This is a genomic window from Polaribacter sp., assembly GCF_036480315.1.
Lineage (GTDB): Bacteria > Bacteroidota > Bacteroidia > Flavobacteriales > Flavobacteriaceae > Polaribacter.
The window spans coordinates 1-21,280 of the sequence record NZ_JAZGGG010000039.1; the positions used below are offsets into that span (position 1 = coordinate 1).

Below are 21,280 nucleotides of genomic sequence, written 5' to 3' on the forward strand. Positions count from 1 at the left end.
TTAATACCTCTAAAATTTTCTCGTAATTTGCTCTAAAGCTGTTCATCTATTTAAATGTTTGAAATTCAATTAAATATACGATTCTCTTAATCAATGAACAGCTTTTTTATAATGCACAACAGGTAATCAATAATAAAACTTTAGCTAATAAAACTATTGATGGTGAAGAAGAACATGAATTTAAGGCAACTATTTTGGACGGTAATATTTTTAAAGAAGGTGAAAACACAATAAGTATTTCCGTACATCAAGTCTCTAAAAAATCTAGTGATTGCATTTTTAGTATAGAGCTTATTGGACATAATTCTATTGAAATGCTATCTGTGTTGGCAGGTAATAAAGACAGAACAAACAAAGAACTTGAAGAGCAAATTAAAAAGTTAAACTCAAAATTTGAATTAGAAAAAGTAATACTTCAAAAAGAATCTTTATCTAACACAAATTACAGCTTAAAAACTTCTTTAATTATAATTTGTTTTCTTTTTATATTAGCCTTAATTGGTTATTATTTTATTATTGAAAATACAAAAAAGAAACAAAAATTTTCTCAAGAAAAAATAGTAAAAATTAATAAAGAAAAAACAGAAAAAGATAAAGAAAACTTAACTTTAACATCAAACTTACTGCACAACAAACAATACTTCAAAGAGATTAAAGCTGACGTAAAAGGCTTAAAAACAGAAGATAAATTAGCACAAAAAAACATAATAAAACAGATAGATTATGTTTTAGAAAGAGATGAAGAATGGGAAAGTTTAAAAAAACACTTTAATGCTGTTTATAATGGTTTTTATGACACCCTATTAAACAATCACTCTAATTTATCGGAAACAGAATTAAGGCACTGTATGTTTATTAAACTTCATTTACAAACTAAAGAAATAGCTAGAATATTATTAATAGACCCAAGATCTGTACAAACTGCCAGATATAGAATTAAGAAAAAAATGGAGTTAGAAGAAGAAACAGACTTAAGAGATTATCTGTTAAAAATATAAAAACTTATATCCTAATAATAATTAATCACTTTTTTAAAAGTCATTTTTCGTTGAATTTTACCAGTTTCTGTTTCTACGAATTCATCAACAAAATAAATCTCTTTTGGAATTTCGAATTTAGAAAGTGATTTAAGTATTTTTAAAGATTCCCCGACTGTGCTTGAAATGACACCTTCAATAATTAAAACCAATTTTTCACCTAATTTATCATCAGGAATTCCAATAACAAAAAAACGGTTTTCTATAATTTTAGATAATTTTTCTTCAATCTTTTCTGGATGTAATTTAATTCCGCCAGAATTAATAACGTTATCAAAACGACCTAACCATTCAAACTGATTCTCTGAAATTAAATTTACAACATCATTTGTAAAAATGATTTCTTCGCTAACTTTTTGTGCATCAATTACCAAACAACTCTTTACATCCTTGTAAATATTTACGTTTGGTAATGTTTTATAAAACTCATTAAAAAGAGATTGCTTTATCATTCTTCCTCGCAATGATGTAATATTATTCAGCTTTTTAACAGCAATATGAGTAATCGTTTCCGTCATACCATAAGTAGCAAAAACTTCCGTAGAAATATTTTGTAATTTTTCTTGAAGCTGATTAGACACAACGCCACCACCAACAATTAGCTTTTTTATTTTATAAAGATTTTTTATTGAGTTTTCAACTTGTAAAGGAACCATTGCAGAAAAATCATAATCCTGTTTAATAGCTTCTAGAGGATTAGAATTAGAATCAACAACATCAATATGCCAACCTAAAGTTAGCGCCCTTACCAACATCATTTTACCAGCAATATACTCAACTGGCAAACATAATAAAGCAGTTGTGTTTTCTTTTAGTTTGAAAAAAACTCCAGTTGCAAAAGCAGAGTTTCTCATCAACTCTTTTTTAAGTTGAATTGGTTTTGGTTTTCCAGTAGAACCAGAAGTTTGTACAATTATAAAGTCAGAATCAGAAAACCAACTTTTTAAAAATTGATAATTGTCTTTAGAAAAGTCAAATGTATAAGCTAATAATTCATCAACATTTGTAAACGAATTATTATTTAATTTAAAATTTTTATGAAAGTTATTCTGTGCCAATATCTTCTAAAATTCTATAGTTTTCTTTTAAATTTACTGGTTCATAAATTTTACCTGTCAATTTTTCTTGCCAGTTTTTCCAACCATACTTTTTTGAAAATAACAATAACATTAACGGATATAAAACCAAAACCGGGAAAAACATTTCCCAACCAACAGAAGGCTCTGAAGTATCTACATACAAAGCTTCAGTTTGAAAAACAGTCCAATCTGTTGTTACAAAAAAGGCAGCAACAATATTATTAATTGCATGTAAACCTAAAGCTAATTCTGTTCCTTCATCCATTAAGGTTGTTATTCCATAGAAAAAACCGGTACCAATATAAAAAACCATAGAAATGTAACCTAACTTCTCTACTTCTGGATTTGCGCCATGTAACAAACCAAAACAAACCGATGTTAAAATTAAAGGCAACCACCTGTTCTTTGCTAAAACGCCTAAACCTTGCATAAAATATCCTCTAAACAACAATTCTTCAAAAGAAGTCTGAAACGGTAAAAACAAAAAAGAAATTGCTACTAAAGTAAAAAATGGAGTTGCTTTAAAGTTCCATGTATAGTTTTCTGGAGTCATTAAAATTCCTATATAAATACTTACTACAGCAATTACCCCCCAAGTAAAAAAGCCAAACCAAAATCGTTTCCAATCTACTTTACTTCTACTGGTTACCAAAGAAATAATGGTTCTTTTATGAATATATTTTACCGAAATAAAAAGAAAAATAAGCCCAACAAAAAACATTAAAATCATTAAGAAAAGCAATAAATTACTATTAATTCCTAAAGACATAAAATTATCTTGAGCAGCTTTCATAAATTCAATAGAATCTGCAGATTTAGCTGCCGCAGCAAACACTAATGGTAAAACACCCAAAATTTGCCACCCTACAAATACTAATAGAATTGTAAAAACCCAATGATACCATTCATTTCTTCCTTTAAATGCTTGTTGTATGTAATTCATATATTATTTTTTAAAGATTCTGAAAAAAGTTCAGAATGATTTTATTAAATCAAATTAAAATTCCATTTTTTGGAATTATTGTATTGTAAAGTTCCTTTAATAACTTCCAAAGGGCTTTCAAAATTATTAGTAAATAAACCGCCAGTTCCTAAACCTTGTGGTAATTTACTGTTTAAACTAAACGTAAACTGCGCAATTGCATTTAAACCTATATTACTTTCTAAAGCAGAAGTTATCCACCAACCAATATTTTTGTTTTCGGCTAAATTAACCCATTCTTTACTTCCAGAAAAACCACCAATTAAACTTGGTTTTAAAATAATAAATTGTGGGTTTATAGTTTCTAATAATTGCTTTTTTTCTTCGAAAGAAAATACGCCAATTAATTCTTCATCTAACGCAATTGATAACGGTGTTTTGGCACATAATTCTGCCATTTCTTCAACTTGACCCTGCTTTATAGGTTGTTCTATAGAATGAATATTTAATTCTGATAACACTTTCAACTTCTCTAAAGCCTCATTTGATTTAAAAGCTCCGTTTGCATCTACTCTTAACTCAATATCTTGCGCTGAAAACTCTTTTCTGATGGATTTTAACAACTCAATTTCTGTATTAAAATCGATAGCACCAATTTTCATTTTAATACATGTAAAACCAGTCTTAAGCTTTTCTTTGATTTGAGTTTTCATAAACTCCTTTTCTCCCATCCAAACTAAACCATTTATAGGAATTGCTTTTTTCCTTTGTGTAAAATGAGATGGATATAATTCAAATACAGTTTTACTTTTTAGTGATAAAAAAGCTTGTTCTAAACCAAATTGAATAGATGGATACTTTAAGAGTTCCTTCAATAAAACATCTAAACCAAGATTGATGTTAATACAAACCCAAATTAATTTTTCTTCATAATCTGGAACATCATCTATACTTAAACCTCTAAAAAGACCTGTTTCTCCAATTCCTTTTTTATTATTTTCTTCTAAAATAATAAACCAAGTTTCTTTGGTTTTTAAAATTCCGCGTGAAGTTCCACTTGGATTTTTAAAATTGAGAATATACTTTTTGTAAGTTGCTTTTATCAAAAGTGAAAAGTTATTTTTTTTCTATAAACGCTTTAAAGTTATTCAAGTAGGTTTGATCTTGTTCTTGAAAAGTTCCTTTAAAATACGGAAACATACAAGCCATAATATAAGAATCACTTTGGCAACTAGAGTTTAAAACAATTGTTGTTATTCCGTCTTTTTCAGTAAAAACATAATCATCTGTTTTTAACATATTTTCAGCATCAAAAAATAACGTAACTTTTTCATTTGGTACGTATGCCAAAACTTTTTCTGTCATTGCAATCTCTTGACCTTGATTTTCTACAACAATCTTATAAATACTTCCTGTTATTCCTGGGTTGTTATTTACAACTTCGAAAGTTTTTATATCCGGAATCCAGTTTTTTATGTTTTCTTTTTTATTAAACACTTCAAAAACTTCCTGAACAGATTTGTTTACAGAAACTTGAGCTGTATAATTTGTTTCCTTTACAATTAAACCTGTTGCCAAGAAAATAACAACTAAAGTTGTAATGATTCCTAAAATTATTTTTATTGTTTTCATAAATGATATTTAAAAAATTTGTCCGATTCCAAACAAAATAGCAAATAAAAAGGTACTCAATGCTACTTTCTTTAATTCGGCGTCTAAATCTGCGTGAATTATATTTTTGGCAACTACAACTATGTTTAATACTAAAGGAATAAAAGCGACTAAAAAGAAATATTGTTTTGGAGAATAATAATCAAATTGTACATATACAAGAGCAGCAATTAAAGCACCTATTATTAATGCATAATGATAAATTTTTGCTTTTTGACTACCTAATTTAACAACCAGAGTATTTTTATGATTCTTTTTGTCTTCAATTTGATCTCTCATGTTATTCAAATTTAAAACTGCCGCACTTAACAACCCAATTGAAATTGCTGGTAAGAATATTTTAAAATTGATTTGTTTTGTGTACAAAAAATAACAACCAACAACACTTAATAAACCAAAAAACAAAAACACAAAAACATCTCCTAAACCACTATAACCGTATGCAGAATTACCAACTGTGTATTTTATAGCTGCAGCAATTGAAGCAATTCCTAATCCGAAAAATAAGATTGAATACTCAAAATTTTCTTTACCGAAGGAAACATAAATGAGAAATAAAGATATTATTAAAGTGATAATTGTAGTAACTATCATTGCCCGCTTCATTTGCTTTGGACTAATAGCTCCAGAAGAAACCATTCTTGCTTCACCTTTTCGGTTATCATCAGTTCCTTTTATTCCGTCTCCGTAATCATTTGCAAAGTTTGATAATACTTGGAAACCAATTGTAGATAAAATTGCTAGCCAGAAAATTGGTGATTGTATAATAGTTGGACATCCAAAATCACAAAAAGAAATATTAGAATTTAAATTTTGATAATAAACTTCATTTCCAAGTATTGAGCCGACAATAATACCCGAAACCGATAAAGGTAAAGTTCTTAAACGTGCCGCTTTTGTGTAGTTTTTAATCATTTTTGAACAGACCTCAAATGCTTTTTTAAGTTTTAAAGTGTAATTGTAGTTTATAAATTGTTTGCTTCAGCTATTAATTCTGCTATATCTTTTACAACAACTTCTGCTTCTTTTTCTTTAAATTTAATTCCGTCTGTCATCATTGTATTGCAATAAGGACAACCAGTTGCAATAATATTTGGTTTGGTTTCTAAAGCATCTTCAGTTCTTAAAATATTAATTTCTTTATCACCTTTTTCTGCATCTTTAAACATTTGTGCTCCTCCTGCTCCACAACAAAGTGCTGTAGATTTACTACGTTTCATTTCTGTTAAATTAACACCTAATCTTTTTATTAAATCTCTTGGAGACTCATAAACGTCATTAGCTCTTCCTAAATAACAAGGATCATGAAAAGTAACTCTTTTACCTTTTAAGGTAGTATCATCAAGTTTTAAACGTCCTTCAGAAATTAATTTTTGAATGAATTGTGTATGATGGAGAACTTCATACTCCCCCCCTAAAGAAGGATACTCATTTTTTAAAGTATTAAATGAATGCGGATCGCAAGTAACAATTTTCTTTACTTTATATCCATTTAAAACTTCAATATTCATCATTGCTTGCATTTGAAACAAAAACTCGTTTCCTGCTCTTTTTGCGGCATCTCCTGTAGATGATTCTTCAGTTCCTAAAACTGCAAAATCTACATTTGCTTCATGTAATATTTTCACAAAAGCTCTTGATATTTTTTTTGCTCTATCATCATAACTTCCTGCTGCGCCAACCCAAAACAACACTTCTGGTTGTTTTCCTTGAGCCATCATATCTGCCATTGTTGGTACGTTCATAATTTTGATGTTTATTTGTTTAATTCTTTATCCGTGTAATTGTTAAAACTTCTCCATACAAAATTCTTAAAAAAGAATTCCATTTTCATTCAGATGATGACTGCTAACTGCAACTAAAAAACTGTACTAATCCTCTTTAGCCCAGTTTAATCTGTCTTGCTGATTGTATTGCCAAGGCGCTCCATTATTCTCGATGTTACTCATCATAGAATTTAATTCTTGTGGCGCTGCACTTTCTTCCATTACTAAATATCTTCTCATATCTAAAATGATAGATAATGGATCAATATTTACAGGACATTCTTCTACACAAGCATTACAACTTGTACACGCCCAAAGTTCTTCTGGAGAAATATAATCGTTTAATAACTGCTTACCATCATCTACAAAAGTTCCTTTATTTGCATCTATATTTCTACCAACTTCTTCTAAACGATCACGGGTATCCATCATGATTTTTCTAGGCGATAATTCCTTACCTGTTAAGTTTGCAGGACAAGCAGATGTACATCTACCACATTCAGTACAGGTATAAGAATTTAATAATTGCACCCAATTTAAGTCTGTAACATCTGATGCTCCAAATTTTTCTGGAATCACTTCTTCTGCTCCTTCCGCTGGAGCGGCATAAGGATCTGCATCTGGATCCATCATTAATTTTACTTCATTAGTAACAGATTCTAAATTATTGAATTGCCCTTTTGGATTTAAATTTGCAAAATAAGTGTTTGGAAACGCTAATAATATGTGTAAATGTTTTGAGTAAAACAAGTAGTTTAAGAAAACTAATATTCCTAAAATATGAATCCACCAAGCACTTCTTTCTATATAATGAACTGCTTCTGGAGAAAATCCATCAAAAAGCGGTGTAAGAAACTGACTGATTATATTACCAGATCCGGCTTGTTGAAATACTGGATCAGTAGCATTCATCACTAAAAATAAAGTCATTAAAACCATTTCAAAATACAGAATATAATTTCCATCATTTTTAGGCCAACCTTTCATTTCTTTGCTCAAAAACCTTTTTATGTTTGATACATTTCTTCTCAACCAAAACAGCACAACAGCTACAAAAACTAATGCAGCTAAAACCTCAAAAGCACCAATTAAAAACCCATAAATACTTTCGCCTAAAAAACCTAAAAACATTCTATGAGTCCCAAATAACCCATCAATAATAATCTCTAAAACTTCTATATTAATGATTATAAAACCTACATAAACTACAATATGTAAAAAACCTGAAAAAGGTCTTTTTACCATTTTAGATTGCCCAAGAGCAATTTTAATCATGTTTTTTAATCTTTCTGGCTTTTTATCTGTTCTATCTACATCTTTTCCTAATTTAATGTTTCTAGATATTTTGCGAATATTCATCACAAAAAAACCAAGTCCGACTATTAAAGCTATTGCAAAAAATAAGTTTGGTAAGTATTGCATATTAGATTTTTATTTATTGGTTTTATTATTGGTATTGTTCTCTTTATCGAAAGCTGTTGCTCTTTTACCAAATAATGAAAAGTGTACAAAACGTTTTGGATTCAATTTCATTTCTCTTAACAACTCTTCTAACTCTTTAGAAACATTGGTTAGATTTGTATACATAGCATCATCATTTACCAGCATACCAAGAGTTCCTTTTCCTTTATCTATTCCTTCTAAAAGAGAATTTACAGAAGTTAAAGTCATTTCTGTTTTTCTTAAAATTCCACCAATATTAGAATTCGCAATAGTATCTGATACTTTTGATAAGTTTTCTGTAATAGACCTAGTATTCTCAATAGTTACTTTGAAATTAATTGCACTTGAATCTAAAAGAGAATTTACTGAATTTAATGTTTTTCTAACATCAGTAATTGTATACTCTAAACCTTGTAAAGAACGTTTTATACTTTTTGATGTTTTAGTATCTAAAACATTATTTATACTTTTAAATAATGAATCTGCACTTACTAATACATTTTCTAATTTCGATTGAATTGGATTTAATTTTTCACCAATAGAAGTAAATAAACTTTCTTCCATTTCTCCTTCTAGCAGATCTCCTGAAATGGCCATATCTCCATCATAATTTGGTATAATTGCTAAATTTGAACCACTTAAAGGATTTGGAGAATAAATTTTAACAATGCTAGTTTTTGAGAATTCAAAATCGTTTTCAACTGAAAAGCGAACAATTAAATGTCCTCTTTTCTCCGGGGTTTTATTAAACTCTATTCTATCTACTTTACCTACCTTTAACCCATTAATCGTAACAGAACTAGCTTTATTAAGTCCACCAATTTTACTATATTCTACTTGAAAATAACGAGAACCACCATCTAAAAGGTTTTCGCCTTTTAAAAAATTAATACCCCAAATAAAAAGGGCAATAATAACTACAGCAATAAATCCTATTTTTAATTCTTTTGACATGCACTAAAGTTTGAATACAATATTACTAATATTTTTTGGTAGAAACGACCAATCTACTGCATTTTAACAGCATCTGATACAGATATTTTGTCTCCGTTTTTAAAAGCAACTATAAAAGCAGAACGATAACCTTTTGTCTTTGCTTTTTTTAATGATTTTTTAATTTCTTCATAATTTGATGTGCCTCCATAATAGTATTTATAAAAAGCACTTACTTTAACTCTTTCAATATCCTTTAATCCTTTAAAGTTATATGATTTTGTAGCCAATTTATTTTTACCAGATGCAATTTGAATTTTATATTCAATAGCATCTACTACAGATTGTTTTGTAACAGTATCTACAACCGTATTTAACTTTAAATTACTAATATAATTCTCAATAGCATCTACAATTGAACCTGCCATTTGTGCTTGCCCTTTTTTAGAGTTTAAAAACCTACCTTCTTTTTTATTTGTTAAAAAACCTAGTTCAACCAAAACACTTGGCATAATGGTTTCTCTTAAAACCTGAAAATTATCTTGTTTTACTTTTCTATCTTCTCTTTTCAGCTTAAAAGCAAAATTGTTTTGAATTAAACTCGCAATTGCTAAACTTCTATCTAAATTTTCTTCTTGTAAAAGTGAAAGCCCGATAACAGATTCAGCTGAATTAGAATCAAAACCTACATATCTATCTGCATAATTATCTTCCTTTAAAATAGATGCATTTTCTCTTTTGGCAATTTCTAAATTCTTTTTATTACCTCTTAAACCTAACACAAAAGTTCCTGCTCCATAGGCATTGGTGTTATGAGAATCGCAATGAATAGAGACAAATAAATCTGCTTTTGCATGATTTGCAATGTCGCCTCTTTTCCATAACTCTATAAAAACATCTTTATTTCTTGTATAAATTACTTTTATATCTTTCTTTTTCGCTAATTTTTTTCCAACATTTAAAGCTACTTTAAGTGCTATATTTTTTTCTTTATATCCGTTCCCTAAATTCCCTGGGTCCTTACCACCATGACCTGCGTCAATAACTATAACATATTTTTTTTGTGAAAAAATAGATGAAGAGTGCATCGAAAAAAAGAAAATGCATAGAAAAACAAAAAAAAAATTTGCTTTGGTCTTAAATTTGTGAGTTTGTTGTAATTGCATCAATAAAATTTAACTAATTTTGGCTTATTAAATTTGTTGATTCAAATATTGAGCCATATTTTTACTTCCATACAAAAATAGCATTTATAGCATTGCAAACAAACCTATCATACATACTTTTATTTTGCTATTTCTTTTTTATAGAAATGGGTTTTTCGCAAGAAATAAAACCTATTCATAAAACAGAAATACTTGCTGTAAAAAAAGACACCACAAAACCACAAAAAAAAGAGTTAAAACCATTTGTTAAAAATGACTCAATATTATCAAAAAAAATAGATACAATAGCTAGAGACTCTATAAAACCTAAAGAAACTATTGAAGACATTATTACTCATAATGCCAAAGATTACACCATACAAGACGCTAAAAACAAAACAGTTTCATTATATAATGAAGCTAGTATTGTTTATACGGATATTGATTTAAAAGCTGGTATTATAATTATTGACTATAAGAAAAACATCCTTTTTGCAAAAGGAATTATTGACTCTACAGGTTATGTGCAACGCCCAGTTTTTAAACAAGGCGGACAAGAATCTGAACAAGACTCTATTATTTATAATTTTAAAAGTAAACGTGCATTAATTTATGGATTAAAAACCAAACAAGGTGAAATGTTTACTTATGGCGAAAAAACGAAACGTGTAAATGATTCAACAATTTACATTAGAAAAATACGCTTTACTACTTCCGAAAAGGAAAATCCAGATTATTATATAGCTACTGATAAAGCAAAATTAGTACCTGGAAAAAAAATAATTGTTGGAGCAAGTAATTTAGTTATTGCGGATATTCCTACACCTATATTCTTACCTTTTGCTTATTTTCCGATGACTGAAACAAGTACATCTGGTTTTTTAATTCCTGCTTTTGATACAGGAAGTTCAGATAGAGGAATTGGTTTTCAAAACGGTGGATATTATTTTGCTATTAATGATTATTTTGATTTAACCGTTTTGGGTGATGCCTATTCTAACGGAAGTTGGGGTTTTAGAACCTCATCTAACTATAACAAAAGATATCGTTTTAATGGTACTTTTAGTTTTAATTTTGAAAACAATATAAACGGTATTCGAGGTTTTGATAATTACAGCAAAGCAAATAACTTTAATATTAGATGGAGCCATAATCAAGATTCTAAAGCAAGTCCGAATTCTAGATTTACTGCTTCTGTAAATTTAGGTAGTAGTAAATTCTTTAGAGAATCTCAAAACCAATTTAATGTTTCTCAATCGCAAACTAATACTTTTAATTCTTCAATAAATTACAGTAAAACATTTGTTGGCACTCCGTTTAATATGAGCCTTACTGCTACACATCAACAAAATACAAATACAGAAAAAATAACAATGACTTTGCCGTCTTTAACGGTAAATATGGATAGAGTTTTTCCGTTTGCAGGAAAAGGAGGAATACAGAAAACTCCGATTCAAAAAATGGGTTTCAATTACACCATGCAAGGTCAATATTTAATTAATACTGATGATGATGAGTTTTTTACAAAAAAAATGTTTGAAACCGCAAGGTCTGGAGTACAACATAAAACTGGTACAAGCACTAATATAAAAGCTTTTAAATACTTTACTTTATCACCAAATGTAAACTATGAAGAAACTTGGCAGTTTGATTATATAAATAAAGAATATGACATTACAGACAATGTAGTTGTTACAGATACTTTAAGAGGTTTTAAAAGCTATAGAGAATACAACGCAGGCATTAGCTTATCTACTAATATTTATGGTACTTTCAACTTTAAAAAAGGAAGACTAAAAGCAATTAGACATACATTTAGACCTTCTATTTCTTATTCTTATAGACCAGATTTTAAAGACAAGCATCTTAAACAAGTACAACAAAGCGCAGATGCAACAGATATATTAGATTATACAGTTTTCGACCAAGGAATTTATGGAAGTCCATCTTCTGGTTTGAGTAATTCTATAGGAATCTCATTAAACAATGTTTTGGAAGCAAAAGTAGCTCCCAAAGATCCTGATAGTGAGCAAGAAGATGAAAAAGTAACATTATTAAACAACTTAAATTTTAATAGTTCCTACAATATTGCTGCAGATAGTTTACGCTGGTCTCCAGTAAATTTTTCTGCAGGAACTCGTTTATTTAAAGATAAATTGGCTGTAAATTTAAGTGGTTCTTTAAACCCATATAAAGCGGTTAAAACATCAAGCGGATCAATTATAAATATTAATGAATTCAACTCTAATGTTTTTAGGTTAACAAACGCAAATTTAACAGCTAACTATTCTATATCTAGCAAAGATTTTGACAAGGATAATAAAGACAAACCTAATAATGGTAACGCCAATAACACACCAGATATTATTGGGGCAGATATAAACCCAACAGATAGATTCGGGCAAAGAAATAACATCAATTCTGATTCAAAAGACAAAAATAAAGAGACTAAATTATATAACGCAGATATTCCGTGGTCTGTTGCTTTAGGATATTCTGCAAGTTATAGTAATAACGGAATTGATGGTGGAGAAATTGGTGTACATAGTATTGTTTTTAGTGGTAATGTAGAATTATCTCCCAAATGGAAAATGGGTTATTCTTCTGGTTATGATGTTAAAGGTGGCGCATTCACTTTTTCTAGATTTAATTTCACCAGAGATTTAGACAGTTGGCAATTCAATTTTAATTGGGTGCCCTTTGGTACAAACTCTTCATATACTTTTTTTATTGGTGTAAAATCTTCTGTTTTAGCCGATTTAAAATGGGATAAAAATAAACCACCAGATAGAAGATTGTTTTAGTTAGCAGTTAGCAGTTAGCAGTTAGCAGTTAGCAGTTAGCAGTTAGCAGTTAGCAGTTAGCAGTTAGCAAAAATGAAAACTCAGAGAACTTTGAAACTTTGAAACTTTGAAACTTTGAAACTTAAAAAACATGAAAAAAATAATAACAACTACAAAAGCACCTGCACCAATTGGGCCATACAATCAAGCTGTGTTAACTGGAAACACCTTATATACTTCTGGGCAAATTGCTATAAATCCAGAAACAGGAGAATTGGTTTTAGATTCTATTAAAGAAGAAACAAAACAAGTAATGGAAAACATGAAAGAAGTTTTAGCTGCTGCAGAAATGACTTTTGAAAATATTATTAAAACATCTATATTTATTTCTGATATGCATAATTTTGCTGAAATAAATGAGGTCTACGGCCTGTACTTTAACGAAAAAACTGCGCCTGCAAGAGAAACTGTAGAAGTAGCAAACTTACCTAAATTTGTAAATGTTGAGATTAGTGCAATTGCAGTGAAATAAGTGAACTGTATTCAATATTCAAAACTAAAAAAACCTGATAGAAATAAATCTATCAGGTTTTTTATTGAGTATATTTTGAATTCTACAAAGAAGCAGAATATTCAATTAAATCTACAATTTTAGTTGAATAACCAATTTCGTTATCATACCAAGAAACAACTTTTACAAAGTTATCATTTAATGCAATACCTGCATTAGCATCAAAAATTGAAGTTCTTGTATCTCCAACAAAATCTTGAGAAACTACTAAATCTTCAGTATAACCTAAAACACCTTTCATTGGTCCGCTTTCCGAAGCAGCCTTCATAGCAGCACAAATTTCTGCATATGTAGCTGGTTTTTCTAACTTCACAGTTAAATCAACAACAGAAACATCCATAGTAGGGATTCTAAATGCCATACCTGTTAGTTTTCCGTTTAAAGCAGGAATTACTTTTCCTACAGCTTTTGCAGCTCCTGTAGAAGAAGGTATTACGTTACCAATAGCAGAACGTCCGCCTCTCCAATCTTTCATCGAAGGACCATCAACAGTTTTTTGAGTTGCAGTTGCAGCGTGAACAGTTGTCATTAAACCTTCAGAAATCCCCCAATTGTCATTTAAAACTTTTGCAATAGGAGATAAACAGTTAGTAGTACAAGATGCATTAGAAAAAATCTTTTGATCTGCTTTTAATTCTGTATTATTTACACCCATTACAAACATTGGTGTATGATCTTTAGAAGGAGCTGATAAAACTACTTTTTTAGCTCCAGCAGTTAAATGTTTTCCAGCAGTTTCTTCAGTTAAGAAAAACCCAGTAGATTCGATTACATATTCTGCATCAACTTCATTCCATTTTAAGTTAGCTGGATCTCTTTCTGCAGTAATTCTAATTTCGTTTCCGTTTACAACTAATTTACCATCTTTTACTTCAACAGTTCCTTCAAATTTACCATGAACTGAATCGTACTTTAACATATATGCTAAATAACCTACGTCTAATAAATCATTAATTGCTACAACTTGTACGTCTTTTCTATTTACTGTAGACCTGAATGCTAATCTTCCAATTCTTCCAAATCCGTTAATTCCTACTTTTATCATTTTTTTACTCTTTATTTACTTATTACTATTATGTTGTCATTATATCTGAAACTCTTAAAAGTTCTTGATTTATAGAATGACCTCCTTTTATTGCTTCTGCGATACTTGTACTTATTACTTCGTTATCTGTTAAACCTACCATTAAATTGGTTTGTCCGTCTAATAATAATTCAACAGACTTAACACCTAATCTACTTGCTAAAACTCTGTCGAAACAAGAAGGTGAACCTCCTCTTTGCATGTGTCCTAAAACAGAAACTCTTACATCATATTCTGGTAAGTTTTCTTCTACGTACTCTGCTAATTGATACACATTTCTACCCGATTTATCTCCTTCTGCTACCACAACAATACTAGATGATTTACCTGTTCTCCTACTCTTTTTAAGAGATTCTAACATTCTATCTAGACCTAAATTTTCTTCTGGTATTAAAATTTCTTCAGCCCCAGCTCCTACTCCTGCATTTAAAGCAATAAAACCAGCATCTCTTCCCATTACTTCAACAAAAAACAATCTATTGTGAGAAGATGCCGTATCTCTAATCTTATCAATTGCTTCTACAGCTGTATTTAATGCAGTATCATAACCTATTGTATGTGACGTACCAAAAATATCATTATCTATAGTTCCTGGAATACCAATAATAGGGAAGTTATATTCTTCATTAAAGATAACCGCTCCAGTAAAAGAACCATCTCCACCAATTACAACCATGGCTTCAATTTCGTTTTCTTTTAAATGTTCGTAAGCTTTTGCTCTACCTTCTTTTGATCTAAATTCTTTTGATCTTGCAGATTTAAGAATTGTACCACCTTTATTAATAATATTATTAACACTCCTTGCTGTTAGCTCTATAAAATCTCCTTCTATAAGACCTTCATAACCTCTATATATTCCTACACAACTCACTCTGTAATATGCACATGCTCTAACTACAGACCTAATTGCTGCATTCATCCCTGGCGCATCTCCACCCGAAGTCATGACTGCTATTTTTTTAATTTTCTTCATAATTATCTGTTGTAAAATTACTCCTTTTTAAGCATTCAAAATAAAAAAACTACGAAATCGTTTTAGGGTTTTCCGTATTTAAATATTCAGAATATATAAAGAAACGACTTAAGATAGGCCGATTCATTTTTATTAATTATTTGTTATTTTTTTGTTTAAAAAAATATAAAAGAATTTATTATAATTTTATACTTAAAACTACTTTAACCAAGAATGGATACTCTTAATTTCCTTCGAAGTTTTTAAACTCTTTTTCTGGCAACTTTGTAGTATCCTTTTTTACAGGAACTACCTTCTTTTTAACTTTCTTTTTTAAACCTATCTTCTTAAGCAAACCAGACAAAGTATTAAAGTTAACTTGATAAGACAAACCGACTCCTTGGGTATATCCTTCTTCTTCTGTAGAATATTGTATTTCATTTTGCCTATTAAAAATAACTCCTCTAAAGTTACCTTCCTTATTTAACAAAACCTCAACTTTTACCTCTCCAACAACACTAGATTGTGTTTGGCTTCCAACAGGAACACCAACTTTCCCATTTATAATTATGTTGTTAGTTATTTGTGTGCTTACAGATAAATCTACTTGATTGTCTATGTTTAATCGATCTAAATCGTTATCTACTTGTCCTTGTTGATAATCTAAACCAAGTTGAAACTTACTATCTGGATTGTTTAATAAACTAGAAAAAGCGGCAGTAATTGCACTTGATGCTGTACCAGCTAGTGTATTATTAACATCAAAGTTTGTTTTATCTGGACTTGCAAAATTACCAAAAGCCAAAAGTGAAATAAATTGAGTTGTTTTTTCGTTTACGTTATTATCATTTAAAATAAACCCTAACTCATTTGCAATTGATGGATCTACATTTGTTAATTGTATATCTAAATCTTGTTTAGAGCTAAATAAACCACCAGTAATTCTTGTTACTAAATCTACTTCAATCTTTCTATTTGAATTAAAGTTCTCTAACAAAACACCTGGGTTTGCTTTGGCTTTATATACAGCAGTAACATCTAAATTAGCTTCGTAAGGGTTTCCATTCCATGAAACAGTTCCTCCTTTTTGAATTACAAAAGGTTTATTTACAATACCACCATATTTAAAATCATAGACTCCTTTTTGAATGGTATAATCACCAAACATATTAAATTTACCACGAGTATCAATTTCTATTTGTAAATTTCCAGAACCATTTCCTGTTAATTGACTTCCGTAAACCTCATCAATAACTACTTGTGTCGTTGCATCTTTTGTAACTTCTAAATCAATGTTTAAGGACAAGCCTTTTAAAGCTGCTTGTGCAATTTCATTCTGCCTATCTTTTACAAGAGTTTCTGCTGTTTTAAAATGAATTAATCTAAAATTATCTGCCGTTACAACATCTTTTAAAGGAACTACAAAAAGAGTACCTGGCATTGTTTTGGCATTTACATCTATTGTTAAATGATCCGTTAAGCCTGTAATACTTGCAGTACCATCTATAAATGCAGATCCATAATACAAAGTTTCTTCTGTGTTTTTTGTGTCTAAAACTAATAAATTTTCACCTTCAATTTCTATGTTTAGAAACCACTGTTTAAAATTTAGATGTGTTATGTCACCTATTAACCTTCCTCTAGTTTTGTGTTTGGTATCTTCTAAATTAAAGTTTTCAAAAATGAAAGATTGTTGCTGTAAAGTAATTATAGATTCTCCTTTAAAATCATAATCTACATTTAGATATGGAAATTTTAGGCCAGCATTTTTAAGCAATAAAGTTCCATCCATTTCTGGGTTTCCTAAAAATCCTCTTAAGGCAAAATCTCCAGAAGCTGTTCCCCTTATTGAAGATAAAACATCTTGTCCTAAAGGACTAAAAGCCTTTAAACCAAACTCTTCTAAATATACATTTAAATCTATTAAAGGTCTTTCTGTAGAAAAATCTAAAGAACCTGTTGCAGCAATGCTTTTTACATTTTCATTATTTATAGACAGATCCACCAAGTATTGCTCATAAGAATTATCTCCTTTTACACTTAAAGAAAGATTTCCTTGTGTAAAACTATTTACCTGAAAATCTTTTATTGACAATAACGCTTCCGGACTATAAACGCCTTCTTTCTGCACAAAGTCTAAACTACCAGAAAGTGTACCTTTTAAGGCTAAACTATCAATTTTAGGTAAAAAGCTCCCTAATTTTACCTTCGTAAAATCTGCCAATAAAATTTTTTCTTTTTTCCCTTTTAAACTACCATTAAATTCTATTTTTTGTTCGTTTGATACTATTTTAAACTGACTAAAATTAAACTCATTTGTTTTTAAATCAAATGTAATTTTATCAGCATTCTTACTATCAGGATTTATTTCCCAAACATTATCTTTAAATTGAAAAGAAGATTTTTCGAAACCTAAAACAGATTTTCCTTCAGGATTAAAGGTATAGAAAAAATCGAGATTAAAGTCTTCATTTTTTTTAGCACCTCCTTTAAAGATCGATTTAAAATACAATGTATCATTTTGTGTTCTATTTAGTAGGTTCAATTTAGAAATATTGTAATAATCTGTATTAATTTCTGAAGCTGTTAAATGCGAATTATAAAGCGGATTCTGATTATCTGTTCTTAACAAAATATCTTTACCGTTAACACCAAAAGCATCTATTTTTGGTGTAGAGAATATTAGTTTAAACAAGTCTTTATCAGAATTTATTTTACCTCTAATTTTTGTATTATCATCAATAGAGATATCAGGAAAAAACACCGTTACAATTTGATTATAAATTGTGAAATTGAAATCTAAAAACTGATTCGGAGCAACTTCATAAGGTATATAATTTGTATAGATACTACCCAAAGCATTTTGGGCAACTGGTAATAATTCAGAAAAAGAAAATTTACCAGTAATATAACCGTTTGCAATGTCTTTAGAAGAAACGTCAATCGTTTTTATACTATCTTTTAAAGATGATGATACATTAAACTCTTTAAAAACATATTCTTGCTTTTGATTTGTATATAAAATATTTTTAAAAGTTGCTTTACCAGTAATATCATCAAAAGTATTTCCCTCTACATCTAATTCAATTTTTCCTTTTAAAATAGCGGTACTATCTCTTGTAAAAAGATTGGTTTCTTTTAAATTTAAAAGCTCTATATCCGATTTAAAATCAAACTTATGAACTTCAGAAGATAAGTCTGCCAAACCATTAAACTTCATTTTAAAATTGACATCATCAATCGCTAAATCTCCGTCAAATTTATTATTTTGATATTGCCCGTTTGCAGTAATTTCTTTATAGGTATAATCATTAAAATATAATTCAGATATATTACCAATAAAAGAAGTATTAATATTTGCTAGTTTAAAACCAGCCCCATTTACATCTCCTTTTAAAGATACTTTACCAAACAAAGGGTCGTTAAAAAAAGCACCTATATCAAATTCATTTAAGTTGATTTCACCACTATAATTAGCATAATCAATATCGTCTATATTTGAAATTTGTAAATCTGAAATAATACCACCGATTTGAGATTGTAAATCTAAAGTAGCATTCATTTGTTCTGGCGTGACTCTAACTTTTCCTTGAATTTTAAACTGACCAAATTTCTCAAATTCAGTTGGCAAGGTTTTCCCTAAAACATTAGGCAAAATACTTTTCAACTCTCTATAAGTTGCTGTTAGATTTTTTAAATACCCTTCAAAAACAAAACCTTTTTCTGGGTTTACTGCATTTATAAAAGATAAATCTCCAATAATTTTTATTCCTTTTTGTGAAGTTAAATTCAATCTTTTTAAATTGAAATTATTTAATGGTCCAGTAAGATTTCCTGAAAAACGAATAAGGTCGTTTCCACTTAACTCATTATAATATTTTTTTAAATCTCTAACAGCTAATTTACTATTAGAAAAATTCGCCTTAATAGTTACTTTATTATTAAAATCTACTAAATCTTCTCTTTTATAGATAAAGTCAATATCTGCATTTACATCAGATTTTTGAGTCTGTAATTTGGTATTCTTAAAATGCATTGAAGTTAAAGAATACGAAAAATCTGTTGTTAAATTTGTAACCTTTAACCCTCTATTATCTACAAAGTATAAGCCTCTTATTTTTGAAGAAAAACCTGCTCCAATTACAGAAAGGTCTTGTAAGTTTCCGCCAGCATTGTTTGCCGAAAAACTTATAGAATCCTTGTTATTTGCATTTGTTAATCTAAAGTTTAAATTGCTAACATAAACATTAGAAGACTTCAACATAAAAGGAGGAGCTAAAGAATCTTTAGGTTTTTCACTATTAAAGCTATCAATAAAAATAGCCATATTATCATCTTTTTCACCTTTATAGGTTTTCATATAATAATATGCGTCATCTAACTTAATATCGCTCAATAAAATCTCACTGTCTAGCACTTTTTTAGCATTCATTAACGAAGTGCTTAATTTATTTACAAAAATTAAAGTGTCTTTATGATGATCTCTAATTTCTACACCTTTTAATTCTACCTTTCCTAAAAAAGATAAATTAATTTTTTTGATGGTAAGATTTACTCCAAAATCATTATTAATTTTTTTAGTAGCATAATCCCCTAATTTTGTTTGTACAGCAGGTATAGAAAGTAAAATACTAATCAACAACAAAAAGAGCACAAAGTACCCTAGCCATTTTAGTATTTTCTTTCCGATTTTTTTGATAATGCGTGTTTTTTAAGAAGTTAAATATTTATCGAATTACTATCAAAAATATTGCCACTTATTACAAAGAACGTGCAAATTTAACAAAGAATTAAATTTCTATTCCTAAAAAAGGAAACTCAACTTAAAATTATACTTAATTTTGCTACAAACTTTATTTTTTTAATGGAAAAACCTGTTTACATTTTAGCCATAGAATCTTCTTGCGATGACACAAGTGCATCTGTAATTTGCAATGCAAAAGTTTTAAGCAACGTTGTTGCAAACCAAGAAGTGCATTCTAAATATGGTGGTGTTGTGCCAGAATTAGCTTCAAGAGCACATCAACAAAACATTGTACCTGTAGTTCAGCAAGCATTAGAACAAGCAAATGTTCATAAAGAAATTTTATCTGCAATTGCCTTTACTAGAGGTCCAGGGCTAATGGGTTCTTTATTAGTGGGTACTTCTTTTGCAAAATCTTTGGCTTTAGGTTTACAAATTCCGTTGATTGATGTTAACCACATGCAAGCACATATTTTGGCGCATTTTATTGAAGAAGAAGGTAGTAAAATTCCTACTTTTCCATTTATTTGTTTAACAATTAGCGGCGGACATACACAGATTGTAAAAGTTTCTAATCATTTTGAAATGGAAGTTTTAGGTGAAACTATTGATGATGCTGTAGGTGAAGCTTTTGATAAATCTGCAAAGATATTAGGATTACCTTATCCTGGCGGACCTTTAATTGACAAGCATGCAAAATCAGGAAACCCGAAAGCTTATCAATTTACAAAACCTAAAGTAGGTGATTTAGATTTTAGTTTTAGTGGCTTAAAAACAGGAATCCTTTATTTTATTCAAAAACAAGTTAGAATAAACCCTAATTTTATTGAAGAAAATTTGAATGACATTTGTGCGTCTATTCAATTTACAATTGTAGAAATTTTAATGGATAAATTAAAAAATGCCGTTAAAGAAACAGGAATTAAGCAAATTGCAATTGCAGGCGGTGTTTCTGCAAATTCAGAAATTAGAAACAGATTGCAATTAGCAGAAAAATATTTTGGTTGGACTACCTATGTTCCAAAACTTCAATACACAACAGACAATGCTGCAATGATTGCCATTACTGGTTATTTAAAATATTTAAACAAAGATTATTCTAATGTTTCTGTAACAGCAAAAGCGAGATTAAAAGTAACAGATTAAACTT

16 protein-coding genes are annotated in these 21,280 nt (G+C 29.2%); 4 read left to right on the forward strand and 12 right to left on the reverse strand.

Features of this window, described 5'->3' with window-relative positions:
• Window positions 1-194 precede the first annotated feature (194 nt).
• Window positions 195-998 (forward strand): helix-turn-helix transcriptional regulator, encoded by an 804-nt coding sequence (locus V3V28_RS07595; RefSeq protein WP_331364422.1) that lies wholly within the window; start codon window positions 195-197, stop codon window positions 996-998.
• 11 nt (window positions 999-1,009) lie between these two features.
• Here V3V28_RS07595 and V3V28_RS07600 read toward each other — a convergent pair whose 3' ends face one another.
• From V3V28_RS07600 to V3V28_RS07640, 9 genes are all read right to left on the reverse strand, one after another.
• Window positions 1,010-2,095: an AMP-binding protein gene (locus V3V28_RS07600; protein WP_331364423.1), complete on the reverse strand. Its 1,086-nt coding sequence runs from the start codon at window positions 2,093-2,095 to the stop codon at window positions 1,010-1,012.
• Entirely contained in the window at window positions 2,082-3,059 is a 978-nt protein-coding gene (locus V3V28_RS07605; protein ID WP_331364424.1) for a CPBP family intramembrane glutamic endopeptidase, read from the reverse strand. The genes V3V28_RS07600 and V3V28_RS07605 overlap by 14 nt, the downstream gene beginning before the upstream one ends.
• 44 nt (window positions 3,060-3,103) lie before the next feature.
• Window positions 3,104-4,144 (reverse strand): o-succinylbenzoate synthase, encoded by a 1,041-nt coding sequence (locus tag V3V28_RS07610; RefSeq protein ID WP_331364425.1) that lies wholly within the window; start codon window positions 4,142-4,144, stop codon window positions 3,104-3,106.
• Between the two features lie 10 nt (window positions 4,145-4,154).
• Complete coding sequence (locus V3V28_RS07615; RefSeq protein WP_331364426.1) at window positions 4,155-4,670, reverse strand: SRPBCC family protein; 516 nt, start codon at window positions 4,668-4,670, stop codon at window positions 4,155-4,157.
• 9 nt (window positions 4,671-4,679) lie between these two features.
• Window positions 4,680-5,624, reverse strand: a complete 945-nt coding sequence (gene menA / locus V3V28_RS07620) for a 1,4-dihydroxy-2-naphthoate octaprenyltransferase (RefSeq protein ID WP_331364427.1) — start codon at window positions 5,622-5,624, stop codon at window positions 4,680-4,682.
• Window positions 5,625-5,674: 50 nt separating this feature from the next.
• On the reverse strand, window positions 5,675-6,454 hold the full coding sequence (locus tag V3V28_RS07625) for a (Fe-S)-binding protein (protein ID WP_331364428.1): 780 nt from the start codon (window positions 6,452-6,454) through the stop codon (window positions 5,675-5,677).
• A gap of 126 nt (window positions 6,455-6,580) precedes the next feature.
• Complete coding sequence (locus V3V28_RS07630) at window positions 6,581-7,897, reverse strand: (Fe-S)-binding protein (protein ID WP_331364429.1); 1,317 nt, start codon at window positions 7,895-7,897, stop codon at window positions 6,581-6,583.
• Window positions 7,898-7,906: 9 nt separating this feature from the next.
• Window positions 7,907-8,872, reverse strand: a complete 966-nt coding sequence (locus V3V28_RS07635; protein ID WP_331364430.1) for an MlaD family protein — start codon at window positions 8,870-8,872, stop codon at window positions 7,907-7,909.
• Window positions 8,873-8,925: 53 nt separating this feature from the next.
• The gene (locus V3V28_RS07640) at window positions 8,926-10,017 is read right to left on the reverse strand and encodes an N-acetylmuramoyl-L-alanine amidase family protein (RefSeq protein ID WP_442957525.1); all 1,092 of its coding nucleotides are present in this window, start codon (window positions 10,015-10,017) and stop codon (window positions 8,926-8,928) included.
• Window positions 10,018-10,163: 146 nt separating this feature from the next.
• Between V3V28_RS07640 and V3V28_RS07645 the strand changes: the two genes are divergently transcribed.
• Entirely contained in the window at window positions 10,164-12,800 is a 2,637-nt protein-coding gene (locus V3V28_RS07645; RefSeq protein ID WP_331364432.1) for a putative LPS assembly protein LptD, read from the forward strand.
• 130 nt (window positions 12,801-12,930) lie between these two features.
• Window positions 12,931-13,311 carry a RidA family protein gene (locus V3V28_RS07650; RefSeq protein ID WP_331364433.1) on the forward strand — a complete coding sequence of 127 codons (381 nt, stop codon included), beginning with the start codon at window positions 12,931-12,933 and terminating at the stop codon, window positions 13,309-13,311.
• Window positions 13,312-13,393: 82 nt separating this feature from the next.
• Here the strand turns inward: V3V28_RS07650 and gap are convergent, their stop codons facing one another.
• The 3 genes from gap to V3V28_RS07665 form a co-directional block, all read right to left on the reverse strand.
• A complete protein-coding gene (gene gap / locus V3V28_RS07655; protein WP_331364434.1) occupies window positions 13,394-14,395 on the reverse strand; it encodes a type I glyceraldehyde-3-phosphate dehydrogenase in 1,002 nt (333 codons plus the stop codon).
• A gap of 28 nt (window positions 14,396-14,423) precedes the next feature.
• Window positions 14,424-15,407, reverse strand: coding sequence for a 6-phosphofructokinase (pfkA, locus tag V3V28_RS07660; protein WP_331364435.1), 984 nt, complete (start codon window positions 15,405-15,407; stop codon window positions 14,424-14,426).
• Between the two features lie 223 nt (window positions 15,408-15,630).
• Complete coding sequence (locus V3V28_RS07665; RefSeq protein ID WP_331364436.1) at window positions 15,631-20,025, reverse strand: translocation/assembly module TamB domain-containing protein; 4,395 nt, start codon at window positions 20,023-20,025, stop codon at window positions 15,631-15,633.
• Between the two features lie 225 nt (window positions 20,026-20,250).
• Here V3V28_RS07665 and tsaD point away from each other — a divergent pair, with 225 nt between their 5' ends.
• A complete protein-coding gene (tsaD, locus tag V3V28_RS07670; protein ID WP_331364437.1) occupies window positions 20,251-21,276 on the forward strand; it encodes a tRNA (adenosine(37)-N6)-threonylcarbamoyltransferase complex transferase subunit TsaD in 1,026 nt (341 codons plus the stop codon).
• Window positions 21,277-21,280 lie beyond the last annotated feature (4 nt).